This window comes from Colwellia hornerae (assembly GCF_007954355.1).
Classification (GTDB): domain Bacteria; phylum Pseudomonadota; class Gammaproteobacteria; order Enterobacterales; family Alteromonadaceae; genus Colwellia_A; species Colwellia_A hornerae.
The window spans coordinates 246,123-262,481 of the sequence record NZ_VOLR01000002.1; the positions used below are offsets into that span (position 1 = coordinate 246,123).

General features: G+C 40.3%; 15 protein-coding genes. All 15 read right to left on the reverse strand.

What is annotated here, in order from left to right; translation table 11 throughout:
- Window positions 1-11 precede the first annotated feature (11 nt).
- A complete protein-coding gene (gene prpF, locus ESZ26_RS02145; protein ID WP_146797110.1) occupies window positions 12-1,214 on the reverse strand; it encodes a 2-methylaconitate cis-trans isomerase PrpF in 1,203 nt (400 codons plus the stop codon).
- A 273-nt stretch (window positions 1,215-1,487) separates the two neighbouring features.
- Window positions 1,488-4,112, reverse strand: coding sequence for a Fe/S-dependent 2-methylisocitrate dehydratase AcnD (gene acnD / locus ESZ26_RS02150; RefSeq protein ID WP_146797107.1), 2,625 nt, complete (start codon window positions 4,110-4,112; stop codon window positions 1,488-1,490).
- 5 nt (window positions 4,113-4,117) lie between these two features.
- The gene (prpC, locus tag ESZ26_RS02155; protein WP_146797104.1) at window positions 4,118-5,257 is read right to left on the reverse strand and encodes a bifunctional 2-methylcitrate synthase/citrate synthase; all 1,140 of its coding nucleotides are present in this window, start codon (window positions 5,255-5,257) and stop codon (window positions 4,118-4,120) included.
- 78 nt (window positions 5,258-5,335) lie between these two features.
- Window positions 5,336-6,226 carry a methylisocitrate lyase gene (gene prpB, locus ESZ26_RS02160; RefSeq protein WP_146797101.1) on the reverse strand — a complete coding sequence of 297 codons (891 nt, stop codon included), beginning with the start codon at window positions 6,224-6,226 and terminating at the stop codon, window positions 5,336-5,338.
- A 74-nt stretch (window positions 6,227-6,300) separates the two neighbouring features.
- Window positions 6,301-6,993, reverse strand: a complete 693-nt coding sequence (locus ESZ26_RS02165; RefSeq protein ID WP_146797098.1) for a GntR family transcriptional regulator — start codon at window positions 6,991-6,993, stop codon at window positions 6,301-6,303.
- 204 nt (window positions 6,994-7,197) lie between these two features.
- Complete coding sequence (locus tag ESZ26_RS02170; protein ID WP_146797592.1) at window positions 7,198-8,427, reverse strand: nucleoside recognition domain-containing protein; 1,230 nt, start codon at window positions 8,425-8,427, stop codon at window positions 7,198-7,200.
- Window positions 8,428-8,815: 388 nt separating this feature from the next.
- A complete protein-coding gene (locus tag ESZ26_RS02175) occupies window positions 8,816-9,586 on the reverse strand; it encodes a TatD family hydrolase (RefSeq protein ID WP_146797095.1) in 771 nt (256 codons plus the stop codon).
- A gap of 38 nt (window positions 9,587-9,624) precedes the next feature.
- Entirely contained in the window at window positions 9,625-9,951 is a 327-nt protein-coding gene (locus ESZ26_RS02180) for a PilZ domain-containing protein (RefSeq protein ID WP_146797092.1), read from the reverse strand.
- 341 nt (window positions 9,952-10,292) lie between these two features.
- Window positions 10,293-11,210 carry a DNA polymerase III subunit delta' gene (locus tag ESZ26_RS02185; RefSeq protein WP_146797089.1) on the reverse strand — a complete coding sequence of 306 codons (918 nt, stop codon included), beginning with the start codon at window positions 11,208-11,210 and terminating at the stop codon, window positions 10,293-10,295.
- Window positions 11,211-11,238: 28 nt separating this feature from the next.
- Complete coding sequence (gene tmk, locus ESZ26_RS02190; RefSeq protein ID WP_146797086.1) at window positions 11,239-11,868, reverse strand: dTMP kinase; 630 nt, start codon at window positions 11,866-11,868, stop codon at window positions 11,239-11,241.
- A gap of 20 nt (window positions 11,869-11,888) precedes the next feature.
- A complete protein-coding gene (gene mltG, locus ESZ26_RS02195; RefSeq protein WP_146797083.1) occupies window positions 11,889-12,887 on the reverse strand; it encodes an endolytic transglycosylase MltG in 999 nt (332 codons plus the stop codon).
- Window positions 12,888-12,889: 2 nt separating this feature from the next.
- The gene (gene pabC / locus ESZ26_RS02200; RefSeq protein WP_146797080.1) at window positions 12,890-13,711 is read right to left on the reverse strand and encodes an aminodeoxychorismate lyase; all 822 of its coding nucleotides are present in this window, start codon (window positions 13,709-13,711) and stop codon (window positions 12,890-12,892) included.
- Between the two features lie 93 nt (window positions 13,712-13,804).
- Window positions 13,805-15,043, reverse strand: coding sequence for a beta-ketoacyl-ACP synthase II (fabF, locus tag ESZ26_RS02205; RefSeq protein WP_190278373.1), 1,239 nt, complete (start codon window positions 15,041-15,043; stop codon window positions 13,805-13,807).
- 181 nt (window positions 15,044-15,224) lie between these two features.
- Window positions 15,225-15,458 carry an acyl carrier protein gene (acpP, locus tag ESZ26_RS02210; RefSeq protein ID WP_070376501.1) on the reverse strand — a complete coding sequence of 78 codons (234 nt, stop codon included), beginning with the start codon at window positions 15,456-15,458 and terminating at the stop codon, window positions 15,225-15,227.
- Window positions 15,459-15,618: 160 nt separating this feature from the next.
- Complete coding sequence (gene fabG / locus ESZ26_RS02215; protein ID WP_146797074.1) at window positions 15,619-16,353, reverse strand: 3-oxoacyl-ACP reductase FabG; 735 nt, start codon at window positions 16,351-16,353, stop codon at window positions 15,619-15,621.
- Between the last annotated feature and the right edge of the window lie 6 nt (window positions 16,354-16,359).

Below are 16,359 nucleotides of genomic sequence, written 5' to 3' on the forward strand. Positions count from 1 at the left end.
AAGACGCTTACCTAAAATGAATCGCCAGGAATACGTACCCAACCTTCCATTAATACTCGAGCACTTCGGCTCATTACAGCTTTATCAACAATCCAAGCGCCATTAATTTCACTGGCTTGTGCGCCCACTTTAAGCGTGCCTGACGGGTGACCAAATGTGACTGACTCTGAGCCTTCACCTTGGGCATTACCAGTAGCAAGAGCAACTAAGGTGCCAGGAATAGCCGCTGCTGCGCCAATAGCAACTGCCGCTGTGCCCATCATCGCATGGTGTAATTTCCCCATAGACAGTGCGCGAACGTGTAAGTCAATATCGCTTGCTAAAACAGCTTTACCACTTGAGGTAAGATAATCTTTTGCGGGTGCAACAAAAGCAACTTTCGGCGTATGTTGGCGAGCTTCTGCCTCTGAAAGTTCAGTGATCAAGCCCATTTTAATCGCGCCATACGCACGAATGGTTTCAAAACGTGCTAATGCCGCAGTGTCGCCATTGATGGCTTCTTGTAACTCGGTGCCAGTATAACCAATTTCATCTGCATTTAAAAAGATGGTTGGAATACCTGCTGTGATCATGGTTGCTTTAAAGACACCAACACCTGGTACCTCTAGGTCATCAACAATATTTCCGGTTGGAAACATCGCCTCTGATGGATCAACGGGTGCAATAAATTCAACTGGTACTTCTGCTGCTGGGAAAGTAACCCCATCGAGCTCAAAATCACCTGTTTCTTGTACTTCACCGTTGGTAATAGGTACTTGAGCAATAATTGTTTTAGAGATATTTTTTTGCCAAATACGTACCGTACAAATTCCGTTTTCGGGAATACGTGTTGCATCAACAAGACCAGAATTAATCGCAAATGAGCCAACCGCAGCGGTTAAGTTGCCGCAGTTACCACTCCAATCAACAAACGCTTTATCGATAGCCACTTGGCCAAATAAGTAATCTACATCGTGATCGCCCTGGTTTGATTTTGCTAAAATAACTGTTTTGCTGGTACTTGAGGTTGCGCCGCCCATACCATCAGTTTGTTTGCCGTAAGGATCTGGACTACCAATAACCCGTAGCAACATATTATCGCGTGCTTCGCCGGCAACCTGACAGCGTTCAGGTAAATCAGTTAAATTAAAAAATACGCCTTTTGAAGTGCCGCCACGCATATAAGTAGCAGGGATTTTTACTTGAGGTATGTGTACTTTGGGAGCATGAATCATCAGTTTTCCTTCAATTTTTTCGTTTTTCACAAGACGCTTCAGTTAGGTTGAATGATGTCGCATAGCGTTCTATGCTCCGGCCATTATCCTTACTAAAAAGCTTTTGCTTTACGATTTTTTCGCTAATAAAAAGCAGCAAATTAGTTACCTAAATTGCTGCTTTAATTAAAATTACACTAAGTTGATTTTTATAAGAAGTGTTTTATCAAGGCCAACGCGCTGTTGACTATGGTCAATCAGCACTTTAAACCTAGATAAAACTCTAACAATCAACTATCTATTAGACTCCAAGAAGTCATTCGCAAACTTTTGCAATACGCCACCCGCATTGTAAACTGACACTTCTTCGGCAGTATCTAAACGACACTTAACCGGTATCGTTAATAATTCGCCGTTGGTACGGGTCATTAACACGTTCATTTCAGCGCCCGGTGACATTTCACCGTTACCGGCAACATCAAACGTTTCTGTACCATCAATATGGTAGGTATGACGAGTTTCGTTATTAACAAACTGCAAAGGTAAAACACCCATGCCCACCAAGTTAGTACGATGAATACGCTCAAAACCTTCGGCAACGATCACTTCAACGCCGGCTAAACGAACACCTTTAGCCGCCCAATCACGTGATGAACCTTGGCCATAGTCAGCGCCAGCAATGATAATTAACGGTTGCTTACGCTCCATGTAGGTTTCAATCGCTTCCCACATACGTGACTCAGTGCCCTCTGGCTCTATACGCGCCAGTGAACCTTGTTTAATGTCACCCTTGTCATCACGACACATTTCATTTAACAATTTAGGGTTAGCAAAAGTTGCTCGTTGCGCGGTTAAATGATCGCCGCGATGCGTTGCATAAGAGTTAAAGTCTACTTCGGGTAAGCCCATTTTATCTAAATAAGCCCCTGCAGCACTATCGAGTTGAATAGCATTTGAGGGGGATAAATGATCTGTGGTGATGTTGTCACCTAAAACCGCTAACGGACGCATACCTTTCATGGTACGTTCGCCCGCTAAGGCGCCTTCCCAATAAGGTGGACGACGAATGTAAGTGCTCATTTCTCGCCAATCATACAGCGGAGACTCGGCCGGTTCAAAAGCGCCTAAATCAAACATTGGCGTATAAATTTTCTTGAATTGCTCTGGCTTAACGCAGCTTGCAACAATCGCATCGATGGCTTCGTCTGTTGGCCAAATATCTTTTAAAGTAATGTCATTACCTTGTTGATCTTGTCCGAGTACATCTTTTTCAATATCGAAACGCATCGTACCGGCAATAGCATAAGCAACCACTAACGGTGGTGACGCTAAAAAGGCTTGTTTAGCATACGGATGAATACGTCCGTCAAAGTTACGATTACCTGATAAAACCGCCGTTGAATAAAGATCACGGTCGATAATTTCTTGTTGAATTTTTGGATCTAACGCGCCCGACATGCCGTTACAAGTGGTACAAGCGTAACCGACAATCCCGAAACCCATTTTTTCCATTTCAGATAATAAGCCCGCTTCTTCTAAATAAAGTTTCGCGACTTTTGAACCCGGTGCAAAAGATGATTTAACCCAAGGCTTACGTAATAAACCGAGCTCGTTAGCGCGTTTAGCCACTAGGCCTGCCGCCACAACGTTACGAGGGTTCGAGGTATTAGTACAACTGGTTATCGCGGCAATAATAACCGCGCCATCTGGCATTTCACCGGCTTTTTCTTGTGCTTTACAAGCATCAAGGTCTTTTGCTATGCCTTTTGACGACAATTCACTGGTTGGTAAACGACTGTGTGGATTAGACGGACCCGCCATATTACGACCAACGGCTGATAAATCAAACTCGATAACACGGTCATATTCTACTTCAGCTAAGTCATCAGCCCATAAGCCGGTATGTTTAGCGTAAGTTTCTACCAGTTCAACTTGCTCTGGCTCACGGCCGGTTAGTTTTAAATAATCAATGGTTTGTTGATCAATATAAAACATGCCTGCTGAAGCGCCATATTCTGGTGTCATATTCGAAATAGTGGCGCGATCACCTATGGTTAAGCCAGTAGTGCCTTCACCAAAAAATTCTAAGTAACTTGATACCACTTTTTGATTACGCAAAAATTCAGTAATGGCCAAAACCAAATCAGTCGCGGTAATACCCGGTTGGCGTTTACCGACTAGTTTTACGCCAATAATATCAGGTAAGCGCATCATTGACGGGCGACCTAACATTACGGTTTCAGCTTCTAAACCACCAACACCAATAGCAATAACACCCAAGCAATCGATATGCGGAGTATGGCTGTCGGTGCCAACACAGGTATCAGGAAAAGCAACACCGTCACGCAGTTGAATAACCGGTGACATTTTTTCCAAATTGATTTGATGCATAATGCCGTTACCCGCAGGAATAACATCAACATTTTTAAACGCTGTTTTGGTCCATTCAATAAAATGGAAACGGTCTTCGTTGCGACGGTCTTCAATGGCACGGTTTTTTTCAAACGCATCACTTTCAAAACCAGCATGTTCAACAGCAACCGAATGATCAACAATTAATTGCGTTGGTACAACCGGATTTACTTTTGAAGGATCGCCACCTTGCTCGGCAATCGCATCACGCAGGCCAGCTAAATCAACCAAAGCCGTTTGACCTAAAATATCATGACAAACAACACGTGCCGGATACCAAGGAAAATCAAGGTCTTGCTTGCGCTCAATTAATTGCTTAAGCGAATCTGTTAAGGTTTCAGGTGAACAACGCCGTACCAGTTGTTCAGCTAATACCCGTGAGGTATAAGGTAGCTTTGCGTAACTACCGGCGCTTATTGCTTCAACCGCCCCTCGTGTATCAAAATAATCGATATTGATGCCGCCAACTTTATAACCAGGCAGCGGTTTGCGATATTCATAATTCATAGTCATTACCTTTCGCTGATAGGTGGAACCGTTCTCGGCTTAGCACCCTTGTAGTCAGCACTTGGACGAATAATACGGTTATTCGAGCGTTGCTCCATAATGTGAGCAGACCAACCGGTTACACGTGAACAGACAAAAATAGGGGTAAACAATTTAGTTGGAATGCCCATGTAGCTGTACGTTGAAGCATGGAAAAAATCAGCGTTACAGAATAACTTTTTGGTATCCCACATGAATTCTTCACAGGCCACTGAAATATCGTAAAGTGACGTATCGCCATTTTCAGCGGCTAACTTTTCAGACCATGCTTTAATAATGACATTACGTGGGTCTGAAGTACGGTAAATCGCGTGGCCAAAGCCCATAATTTTTTCTTTACGTTCAAGCATACCCGCCATTTTTTCTTTAGCGTCGCTTGGCGATGAGAATGATTCAATCATATCCATTGCGGCTTCGTTTGCACCACCGTGAAGTGGACCACGTAATGTACCAATAGCGCCGGTGACACATGAAAACATATCAGACAACGTTGAAGCACATACACGCGCCGTGAAGGTTGAAGCATTAAACTCATGCTCAGCATATAAAATTAATGATACGTCCATAACACGTTGATGCTGTGCTGATGGACTTTCACCATTGAGTAAGCGCAAGAAGTGTCCGCCTAAAGAGTCTTCGGCTGAAGTACAGTCAATTTCTACACCGTCATGGGAGAATTTATACCAATAACACATGATGGCAGGAAATGCGGCTAATAAGCGATTGGCTGCTTGATTTTGCTCGCTAAAATCATTTTCTGGCTCTAGGTTACCTAAGAATGAACAACCAGTGCGCATAACATCCATTGGATGAGTTTCTTTTGGAATAAGCTTTAATACCGCTTTTAATGCTGGCGGTAAGTCGCGCATGGCAAACAACTCAGCTTTATAAGTGGCGAGTTCTTTTTCATTAGGGAGTTCACCATGAAAGAGTAAATAAGCGACTTCTTCAAAGGTGCTGTTTTCAGCTAAGTCAGCAATATCATAACCACAATAGGTTAAACCTGAGCCTGACTCACCAACAGTACAAAGCGAAGTTTCACCCGCACTTTGACCACGTAAGCCTGCGCCACCAATTTTTTTATCTGCTACTTTTACATCTGACATACTATTTTCCTCATATTCTTTTGTTGGGTTAGTCGCTTGTATCGCTGCTAACTTAATTTTATTTTATTATAATATCTGTTACTTATTTTTGCCTTCAGTGAACAAAGCATCAAGCTTTTGCTCATAGTCGTGGTAACCCAAGTAATCGTATAAATCCATACGCGTTTGCATATTGTCGATTTCAGCTTTTTGATCACCATCATCAAGTAAGGTTTTGTAAACCGACTCAGCCGCTTTATTCATCGCACGAAATGCTGATAATGGGTAAAGTACCATCGCACAACCCCACTCACCTAGTTGCGCTTTGTTCCACAATTCGGTTTGGCCAAATTCGGTAATGTTAGCGAGCACTGGCACATCTAACGCTTCGGTAAAGGCGCGATAATGTTCTTCTGTTTTAACCGCTTCAGCGAAAATACCATCAGCACCGGCTGCAACATAAGCTTTAGCTCTTTCAAGTGCTGCTGCTAAGCCTTCTTGAGCAAAAGCATCGGTACGAGCCATGATAAAGAAGTCTTTATCAATACGCGCATCTACAGCCGCTTTAATACGGTCAACCATTTCTTGGGTTGAAACAATTTCTTTATTTGGACGATGTCCGCAACGTTTCTGCGCCACCTGGTCTTCGAGATGAACCGCGGCTGCGCCGGCTTTTTCCATATCGCGAATAGTTTTAGCGATATTAAACGCGCCACCCCAACCGGTATCTATATCAACCAGCAAAGGTAAACTTGAAGCAGAAGTAATACGTTGTACATCAGCAATAACATCATTTAATGACGTCATACCTAAATCTGGTAAACCATATGAAGCATTGGCAACACCACCACCTGAAAGGTAAATCGCTTGGTGACCTAATTGCTCAGCCATCATCGCGCAATAAGCGTTGATAGTACCCACTACTTGTAAAGGTTTGTTGTTTACTAGTGCTTGACGGAATTTAGCGCCTGGTGAAAGTTGCGTAGACATAGGGTTTCCTCTTAGTTGTCGTTAAATAATTGTCGTGCTATTTGTTAAAATAACTTCTCTTGGTTTACTTTTATTTATTGTGTTGCGCTATTTTGTAGCGCTATTTTCTTTTCGATATTTTTTCTTGATGCGGCAATATGACGCCTCATCAAAATTTCAGCGAGTTCGCCATCTCGGTCACAAATCGCTTGAATAATATTTGAATGTTCTTCAAAGGCACGAGTCGCCCGTGGGCTGTGCATGCCAAATTGAATACGGTACATGCGTACTAAGTGGTAAAGCTGCCCACAGAGAATATTGATTAATTGTTGATTATGGCTACCTAAAATCACTTTATAGTGAAAGTCTAAGTCGCCCTCTTCTTGATAATAAGCAACACCATCGATAAGATCTTGTGCATTGGCATGTTGAGCGAGCATATCTTGCATTTCGGCTATTTCATCATCGCTCATGTTGATTGCGGCTTCTCGACAAGCCATGCCTTCAAGCGCTTCACGTACCACGTATATCTCTAATAAACCTTCGATGGTGCAATCAACAACTCTAGAGCCAACATTAGCTTTACGCTCAATTAAATGACATTTTTCTAAACGATTGAGTGCTTCTCGCAAAGTAGAGCGGCTGATTTCATATTGCTTAGCTAACCCGGGTTCACTAATTTTACTGCCTGCGGCTATTTTGCCGTCAACAATAGCGTGAAGTATTGCATAAAAAACTTTATCTGCAGTGGTCACTGCTTTTTGTAAGGTTGGGTTGTCTAATGCCATAAGTATGCTAGCGCCATAATTGTCTTAACCGTGTAAGTGCCTTAACATCATAAGTGCCTTAACATCATAAGTGCCTTAGCAATACAATTGTCGACATTTACCGAATTTAAAAATTATACTAAAGCACACAGCGTAAAAGTCAAGTAGACTAAAGTATAATTGTCGACAATCTGCTTATTAAATTAAACATAGAGGATGAGGAGACTAACCAAAAAACCAGTAGCAAACCGCTATTGCAGCACTAATTCCAGCTAAATCAGCAAGTAAGCCACAGGCAATGGCATGTCGACTATATCGAATACCTACTGAGCCAAAATAAACAGCTAATACGTAAAAAGTTGTTTCTGTAGATCCTTGAAAAATTGACGCTAATCGACCGGCAAAAGAATCAGCACCATGAGTTTTCATGGTTTCAATCATCATAGCTCTTGCGCCAGAGCCACTTAACGGTTGCATTAACGCCGTAGGCATCGCATCAACAAAGCGGGTATCAAAGCCTAAAAACATCACTAACTCCCTAAAACTGTCGACAATCAGCATTAATGCACCACTGGCACGAAAGACGCCAATAGCGACTAACATCGCCAGTAAATAAGGAATAAGTTTAATACTGGTGTCGAAACCTTCTTTAGCGCCTTCTATAAAGCTGTCGTAAACATCGACTTTTTTTCGAACCGCTGCAAAAATAAAAATAATTAAGGTCAAAAAAATTAAAAAATTGCCTAAAAATGACGACTGCTCGGCAAGTGCCTGTGAGGTAAGCATCGAAAAATACACCACTAAACCGCCCACTAAAGCGATCGCTGCAGATAAATAGAGTAAAATAATTGAGTTATATAACTTAATTTTTTGCACTGTTGCTACCGCTAATAAGCCAGCGAAAGTTGAAGCAAAGGTTGCCAATATAATAGGGACAAAGACATCGGTTGGACTAGCGGCACCTTGTTGGGCGCGATAAACAAACACCGCCACTGGAAAAAGCGTAACGCTTGACGTATTTAACACCAGGAATAATATTTGCGCATTGGTCGCGGTATCTTTTTTGGGGTTTAATTGCTGAAGATCTTGCATGGCTTTTAAGCCAAGCGGTGTTGCAGCATTGTCTAAACCCAAAAAGTTAGCCGATAAATTCATCGTCATAGAAGCTATCGCCGGATGACCTTTAGGGACACCTGGCATTAAGCGGGTGAATAACGGGGAAATAGCGCGCGCAAGCTTATCCATTAAACCGGCGTTTTCAGCAATTTTCATCATGCCTAACCAGAAGCTTAAAATACCAATTAAGCCAATAGCAATGTCAACGGTCACTTTTGACATTGAAAAAAGCGCTTGCACGAGTTCTTCAAAGATTAAAAGATTATCAAGAAAAAACCATTGATAAAGCGCTGAGCCAAAAGCAATAAAGAAGAAACTGATCCACAAACGATTTAACACAAAGATAATCTTATTAGTCATAGATAATGAAATTATCATGACATATTACCAGCAGTAATTACAGTCAAATGCGCTTGTGGACAAGCGGAGAGAAATAACGGCACATTAGCGGTGTTATTTTTAATCGCTAAAATATAACACCATTTAAAAATGTCATTTATAAGCTGTTTATCAGTAATTTATAATAAATAAAAATTAAATTAGCTTTTAAAAAACTTTACACTACAATTAATCTCACAGTGTAAATATTAATCAATTGCTCGCGGTTTTTCATTTTTATTTTACTGATTCTTATCGATGTAAATAGTGTTTATTAGCGCACGGCTCATGTTTTACGAGCCATTCCCTTGGGCCCGAACTAGCAATAGTTTCGGGCACTTTTTTGTCTTTATTTTAACTTAAAAAGTCGTTTGAAATTTGCTGTTGAAAGCTCGGCTATCGTTTCAACTGACTGGCCACGCACACTTGCTAAAAATTTAGCGACATCAACTACATAAGCGGGTTGATTTTGCTTACCTCGATGTGGAACCGGCGCTAAATATGGCGCATCAGTTTCAATTAAAAATCGATCATCGGGTACAAGTTTAGCAACTTCACGTAATTCACTGGCATTCTTAAAAGTAACGATGCCAGAAAATGAAATATAAAAGCCAAGGTCAATCGCTTGTTCTGCCATATCCCAAGTTTCGGTAAAGCAATGTAATATACCACCAACATTCGCCGCATTTTCTTCACGCAGAATATCCAAGGTGTCTTGCTGAGCATCACGGGTATGAATAATTAACGGTTTATTTAATTGATTAGCAACACGGACATGCTTGCGAAAAGAATCGAGCTGCACCGCTTTAGTTTCAGGAGCATAAAAATAGTCTAAGCCGGTTTCACCAATCGCAATAACTTTGTCTGTTTGTGATAAACGGGCAAGCTCTTCTTGATCAATTAAGTCATCTTGATTTAATGGGTGAGCGCCACATGACAACCAAACATTATCATATTTAGCGGTTTTTTCTACCATGCTAGGAAATTCGGCTAAGGTTACGCTAACACATAAAATTTCGTCTACTTGAGCGTCAGCGGCCGCTTTTAATACATTGTCTAATTCGCCATCAAACTCGGTTAAATCAAGCCTATCTAAGTGGCAATGTGAATCTATAAACAAACAACTTTCTCCAATAATTTTTTAATTAAAACAAAATTCTACATTGATAATGTTGGCTCTGAAGAGCTCAACAAGCGCCCTATCAACTTTTCAATTTGGTTGCGCACATTATCATTATCTTCTTCAAAACTAACACCAATACCCGCTGGTGTACCATTTTGAGCGCCTATCGGTGTTAACCAGCACACTTTACCAATAACACTTGATGCCTCTAAGGCGTCAGGCAAAGTGACTTCAAGTATTACTTCGTCGCCCAAATTAAACTGCTCAGGACTGCGAACAAATAGCCCGCCATTTTTAACAAAGGGCATATAGTATTGATATAATTCTCTGTCAGATAAAAATTCTAAGCTAAATTGGTTCATTGTTATTCCTCAAAAATTATCTTGTGAGCTAGTTATTATAATCTTATTTTTCTTCTATTTATCTTCGAGAACGGCTGTTATGTCAACGAGTAGCTTTTCAAAAATGAATTGGGCTGATACTGCCTGCTATTAGCTCACACTTTTTATCTGTTTTTATCTATTTATCTTCGAGAACGGCTGTTATGTCAACGAGTAGCTTTTCAAAAATAAACTGGGCTGATACTGCCTGCTATTCGCTCACACTTTTTATCTGTTTTTATCTTCGATAACCGCTGTTATATCAACGAGTAGCTTTTCAAAAATAAATTGGGCTGATACTGCCTGCTATTCGCTCACACTTTTTATCTGTTTTTATCTTCGATAACCGCTGTTATATCAACGAGTAGCTTTTCAAAAATAAACTGTCTATTTGCCTGCATTAACAATTTAAGTTGTTTAATAGCAGACAAAACTAATTGATATATTGACCATATTACCTGCTCATTCAAAATAATGTCGCCTTTTAACCAATTATATTGTTGGCGCATCAAGTTAACCATGACTTTTTCTAACCAGCGAACGCTATTGGTGTTATCAACCAGTAAACTTAATATTTCACTGCGTTTAATGGTTTTATTTTGCAAGAAGTTAAAGAAACAGCTCTCAAAATTTTGGTATTGGTCATTAACAAAACTATCAGAGAGTTCTTTTAAGTGACTCAAATTAACAAAAGGGTCGCTACCCGATTGTTTAAGCTCAGCTAATAACTTTTCACCAACCGGCGGCCTAATATCAATAACATAACAACGACTAATAATGGTCGGTAATAACGTTTCAACTTCAGAGGTTAATAAAACAATATAGTTATTAGCATTAGGTTCTTCGAGGGTTTTTAATAAGGCATTGGCCGCAGAGATAGTCATATGATGTGCTGCGGTGATTAATGTCGTTTTACAATGACCTATTTGCGCTGTTTTTTCGAAAAAACGACTCGCTTGTCTAACTTGATCAACACCAATACTTTTTCCGCCACTTTCAATAAGTAAATGGTCTGGGTAAGTATGACTTTTATGCAGTAGGCACGCCTTACAGACTTTACACGCTAAGATAATACCCTGCGAATTTTGGGGTTTAGCACAAGACAAAACCTGAATAAGCCACAGCGAAAGATCACTTTTACCCGCGCCTTCAACACCATTGATCAAAATGGCATGCGGTAATTTTATTTGCGTTATTTGCTTTGATAACAAAAGTTGCTGTTGCTCTAACCAACTGTGCATTAGTGTTTCCTACTAACGGTGATAGCCATTAATGATTTTTCAAAAATTCGTTTACCGCTAAGCGAATATTATTATGTACAACAGGTATAGGCGCACTGGCATCAATAATTTTAATCGTTTCATCGGCTAAGGCAATTTCCAGATATTTATTACGGACGCGATGAAAGAATTCTATTTTTTCTAATTCGATACGATCCAATGCCCCTCGAGCTTGCGCTCTTGCTAAACCTAACTCAGGAGATATATCTAAATAGAGTGTTAACTGCGGTTTAAAGCCCTTTAAGGTAACTTGGGCAATCGTGTCCATAAGTTCATCGTTAAATTGTCTGCCACCACCTTGATAGGCCCTTGAGCTTAAATCATGGCGGTCACCGATAACCCATTGACCTTTTTCTAATGCTGGAAGAATTCGATTCGCCATTAGCTGACTGCGGCTAGCGTACATCAATAATAACTCAGTTTCTTGCGTCAATATCTCTTGGTGATCGGCAGACTTCACAATGTCACGCAATGACTCCGCTAAAGGGGTGCCACCAGGCTCTCTGGTATTAATAAAATCAATGCCATGCTCGGTGAGTACTTTTTTAACCACCGAAATAGCTGAAGATTTCCCAGCGCCTTCAATACCTTCAATGACAATAAATTGACCTTTATTCATTTTATACTTCTTATCGATTTTTAGTTTAACTGATATTTTGTGACAGCCGCATTATGGTCTTTTAAATTAGTCGAAAAGATATGCTGACCATTGCCGTTACTGACAAAATATAAATAATCTGTTGTTAATGGGTTTAACGCGGCATGTATGGCACTTTTACCGGGCATAGCGATAGGTGTAGGTGGCAAACCATTAATTCGGTAAGTATTATAGGGTGTTTTCTCGCGCAAGTGACGATATTTGATGTCTCCTTGGTAACGTTCACCTAAACCATAAATAACAGTTGGGTCGGTTTGCAAACGCATCTTTTTGTTTAAACGGTTAACAAATACCGATGAAATAATGCCATGTTCAGCATTTTTACCACTTTCCTTTTCAATTATCGACGCCATAATCAACGCTTGATACTTATTTTTATAAGGTAAAGGTTCTGCGCGATTCTGCCAAGCTAGATTTAATTCAACGAACATTTGTTGTTGAGCACGTTTTAACAATTCTATATCGGTAGTACCGGCAGTAAACGCGTAAGTTTCTGGGTAGAACAGCCCTTCGGGATTAACGTGTTCAATATTAAGTTTACTCGCGATATCGGCCACCGAAGATTGCTGCAGGGTATGCACTAGGTTATCCGTTTCACTTAACTGCACTAACCATTCCTTAAAGGTTGTTCCTTCAATAAAAGTCACGGTAAATTGATGCTCTTTACCGGCAACTAATTGCACCAATAAACCCTCAACAGAAATATCTTTATTAATTTGATAAGTACCGGCTTTTATATTCGCATACTCGGGCTTAAGTCGAACATAATTACGCATCCAAAAGCGAGTATTAAGCCAGCCTTCTTTGATCAGTTGTTCTGAAAAGCGACTAAACGAGGTACCATCTTTAATGGTTAATAGTTGGGTGCTTGAAATATTAAGCGGCTGTTTCATTTGATAAAAGGTATAGGCAACCAACGAGGCGCTTAACATCACCACAGTGATAAACAACACAGCAAATATTATCTTAATTTTTTTCATTTTTAGCTAATATCCTCAATAAACTTAGCCATATCACGACAAGGCATTAATGCTAATTTTTGATGTTGAAATTGTCTAACCGGCATAATACCCATAACACTGTTGCAAATAAACATCGCTTCAATATTAACAAGCGCAGCAAGTTTTACGTTAACGATCTCAATTTTACAATAATTACCCGTAGTCTGTAAGATATGATTACGCATTAACCCGTCGACACCTGACTCCTTTAATTCTGGTGTGTACCAAGTTTTATTTTTCAGCCAAAAGACATTCGCCGCACTCGCCTCAACAATATTATCAAAATAATTCAGTACTAATAAATCATCTTCCGCTCGATTATCGACTTCCTGGCGTATAAGCACTTGCTCAAGACGATTAAGGTGTTTTATCCCTGAGAGTAAAGGACTTATACCTAATTGCAATGAAGATACGCCCAAGTGAAGACCTTGTTGTTGCAGGCCAGCATAATGTTCAGGAAAAGGGTGAAAAGTAATAATAACGTTACTTGTTTGGCAGCCTTGTCGAGAATATCCTCGCCCACCATCACCTGCCGTTATAATCACTTTTGCCACCGACAACCTATAACGCTTAGCTACAGTTATTAATTCATTAGTAACTGTAGTCATATCTGGCAAGGCAATATTGAGCGTTTCGCAGCTTGTTGTTAATCGTTCAATATGGGCAGCTAATTGTTCAACTTTACCATCGAGCACTTTCGCAGTAGTAAAAACGCCGTCGCCATAAGCTAAACCACGGTTATTGATTGAAAGGTGTTGCTCTGCTTGGCCATTAATACTTTGATAATACATATTGGGTTTCATTAGAAATAAAAAAGCCTGAATACTGATGACTAGTATTCAGGCTTAAACAATTAACTGCAAGGTTTAGTTGATGATATTTCTCGCTTATAGCGCTTAAACTTTTTTAAAGATTAATGAACCGTTCGTGCCACCAAAGCCAAAAGAATTACATAAAGCATATTCTAAATTGACATCACGTGCCGTATGGGCAATATAATCTAGATCACAACCTTCGCTGGGATTATCTAAGTTTATTGTCGGCGGTACCACATTATTCATTAAGGCTTGCACCGTAAAAATAGTTTCAACCGCACCTGCTGCGCCCAACAAATGACCGGTCATTGACTTTGTAGAACCCATCATCAGTTTATAAGCATTGTCGCCAAAGACCGATTTTACTGCGTTGGTTTCGGCAATATCACCTGCGGGTGTTGATGTACCATGAGCATTAATATAACCAATTTTACTTTGGTCAACTTTTGCGTCATTAATCGCATTAATCATCGCGCGCGCGCCACCTTCGCCATTGGCAGGTGGTGAGGTCATATGGTAAGCATCAGCACTCATGCCAAAGCCAACCAGCTCTGAATAAATTTTTGCACCACGCGCTTTGGCATGTTCATACTCTTCGAGTACTAAAACACCCGCACCATCGCCCAAGACAAAACCATCGCGGTCTTTATCCCAAGGACGTGAAGCTTGCTCTGGTGCATCATTACGCGTTGATAACGCGCGTGCAGCACCAAAACCGCCAATGCCAGTTCGTGTTGAAGCTTTTTCAGCTCCACCCGCTAACATAGCATCAGCATCACCGTAAGCTATCATGCGAGCTGCATGACCAATATTATGCACACCACTTGTACAAGCAGTCGCAATAGAAATATTAGGGCCTCTTAAGCCATGCATCATCGACAAGTGACCAGAAATCATATTGATGATGGTGGAAGGCACAAAAAATGGTGATAACTTACGAGGACCTGCATTAAGCATTTTCTCGACGTTTTCTTCAATTAATCCTAGGCCGCCAATACCCGCGCCAACAGCAACACCAATTCTATGGGTGTTTATATCATCAACTTCAAGACCTGAGTCTTTAAAAGCCTGTGCACCTGCGGCAACACCATATTGAATAAAAAGATCCATTTTCTTGGCTTCTTTTCGTGCAATATAATTTTCTGCATTAAAGTTTTTAATTAAACCTGCAAACTTGGTGGTGTATACAGAGGTATCAAAATGTTCAATATTACTAATACCACTTTTACCCAGCAGTAAATTTTGCCAAGTAGATTCAGGACAGTTGCCCAAAGGGCTTAACATACCAAGACCGGTAACAACAACGCGTCTCATGACTATGTGCCTCCGCTAAGAGTTTATAAAGGATAGGAAGTCGTTATATTCTCATGCTGAGAACGTAACAAACATAAATCGTAGATAAAAAAACAGGCGGTAAAAACCGCCTGAATGTGTACATTAAATTCTCATTTAAAAGCCTGGCTTTAAAACCAGCAACTGAAAATCAATAATTATGTTGTAATTATTGGTTAGCAGTTACGTAATCAACAGCTGCTTGAACAGTTGTGATTTTTTCAGCTTCTTCATCTGGAATTTCAGTATCAAATTCTTCTTCTAACGCCATGACTAATTCAACAGTGTCTAAAGAGTCAGCACCTAGGTCGTCAACAAAAGAAGAGCTAATTTTAACTTCTTCTTCACTTACACCTAATTGTTCAACTGTAATTTTTCTTACGCGTTCTTCAATAGTACTCATTTTTTTTCCTTTCTAAAAAATATAATTTTTCATAATTGTGTGTAGTTTATTCGTCAACAGCCTAGCTTGCAAGCTTCTAATTTTAATTTTCGTCTGGTCTAACCTGTTGACTGCTCTAAATTTGTTCAATTTGTTGGCTCAATAATACTAAGCCAACGAATTAAACCATATACATACCGCCGTTTACATGCAATGTTTCGCCGGTAATATATGCTGCGCCATCGGAAGCTAGAAAAACAACTGCGTTAGCAATTTCTTCAGGCTTACCTAAGCGATTTGCCGGTACTTGAGAAAAAATACCTTCTTTTTGCTCATCTGTTAAGGTTTGTGTCATATCGGTATCGATAAATCCCGGCGACACAGTATTAACAGTTATGCCACGAGATGCAACCTCACGCGCTAATGATTTTGTAAAACCAATCAATCCAGCTTTTGCGGTTGCATAATTTACTTGCCCTGCATTGCCCATAGTGCCTACTACTGAGCCAATATTAATAATGCGGCCATGGCGTTTTTTCATCATAGCGCGAATAACCGCTTTACTGATTTTAAACACGGATGAAAGATTAGTATCAATAATATCTTGCCATTCATCATCTTTCATTCGCATAAATAAATTATCACGCGTAATACCAGCATTATTGACTAAAATATCAATGCCACCGTGATTTTCTTTGATCGCTACAAACATAGCAGCAATGGAGTCATTGTCAGTAACGTTAAGCACCAAACCATGACCTTCGCCTAAATATTCACTAATGTTATCAGCGCCATGTGCTGATGTTGCCGTACCTAATACCGTTGCACCCAACGCTTTAAATTGGCTTGCAATAGCTTTGCCAATACCGCGACTTGCGCCAGTAACTAAGACGACTTTTCCTTCAAAAGAAAACATAATTTA

Excerpts from the sequence above, each read along its gene's own strand:
- prpF (WP_146797110.1), bottom strand. The coding sequence starts at position 1,214 with ATGATTCATGCTCCCAAAGTACACATACCTCAAGTAAAAATCCCTGCT.
- acnD (WP_146797107.1), bottom strand. The coding sequence starts at position 4,112 with ATGAATTATGAATATCGCAAACCGCTGCCTGGTTATAAAGTTGGCGGC.
- prpC (WP_146797104.1), bottom strand. The coding sequence starts at position 5,257 with ATGTCAGATGTAAAAGTAGCAGATAAAAAAATTGGTGGCGCAGGCTTA.
- prpB (WP_146797101.1), bottom strand. The coding sequence starts at position 6,226 with ATGTCTACGCAACTTTCACCAGGCGCTAAATTCCGTCAAGCACTAGTA.
- ESZ26_RS02165 (WP_146797098.1), bottom strand. The coding sequence starts at position 6,993 with ATGGCATTAGACAACCCAACCTTACAAAAAGCAGTGACCACTGCAGAT.
- ESZ26_RS02180 (WP_146797092.1), bottom strand. The coding sequence starts at position 9,951 with ATGAACCAATTTAGCTTAGAATTTTTATCTGACAGAGAATTATATCAA.
- ESZ26_RS02185 (WP_146797089.1), bottom strand. The coding sequence starts at position 11,210 with ATGCACAGTTGGTTAGAGCAACAGCAACTTTTGTTATCAAAGCAAATA.
- tmk (WP_146797086.1), bottom strand. The coding sequence starts at position 11,868 with ATGAATAAAGGTCAATTTATTGTCATTGAAGGTATTGAAGGCGCTGGG.
- mltG (WP_146797083.1), bottom strand. The coding sequence starts at position 12,887 with ATGAAAAAAATTAAGATAATATTTGCTGTGTTGTTTATCACTGTGGTG.
- pabC (WP_146797080.1), bottom strand. The coding sequence starts at position 13,711 with ATGAAACCCAATATGTATTATCAAAGTATTAATGGCCAAGCAGAGCAA.
- acpP (WP_070376501.1), bottom strand. The coding sequence starts at position 15,458 with ATGAGTACTATTGAAGAACGCGTAAGAAAAATTACAGTTGAACAATTA.
- fabG (WP_146797074.1), bottom strand. The coding sequence starts at position 16,353 with ATGTTTTCTTTTGAAGGAAAAGTCGTCTTAGTTACTGGCGCAAGTCGC.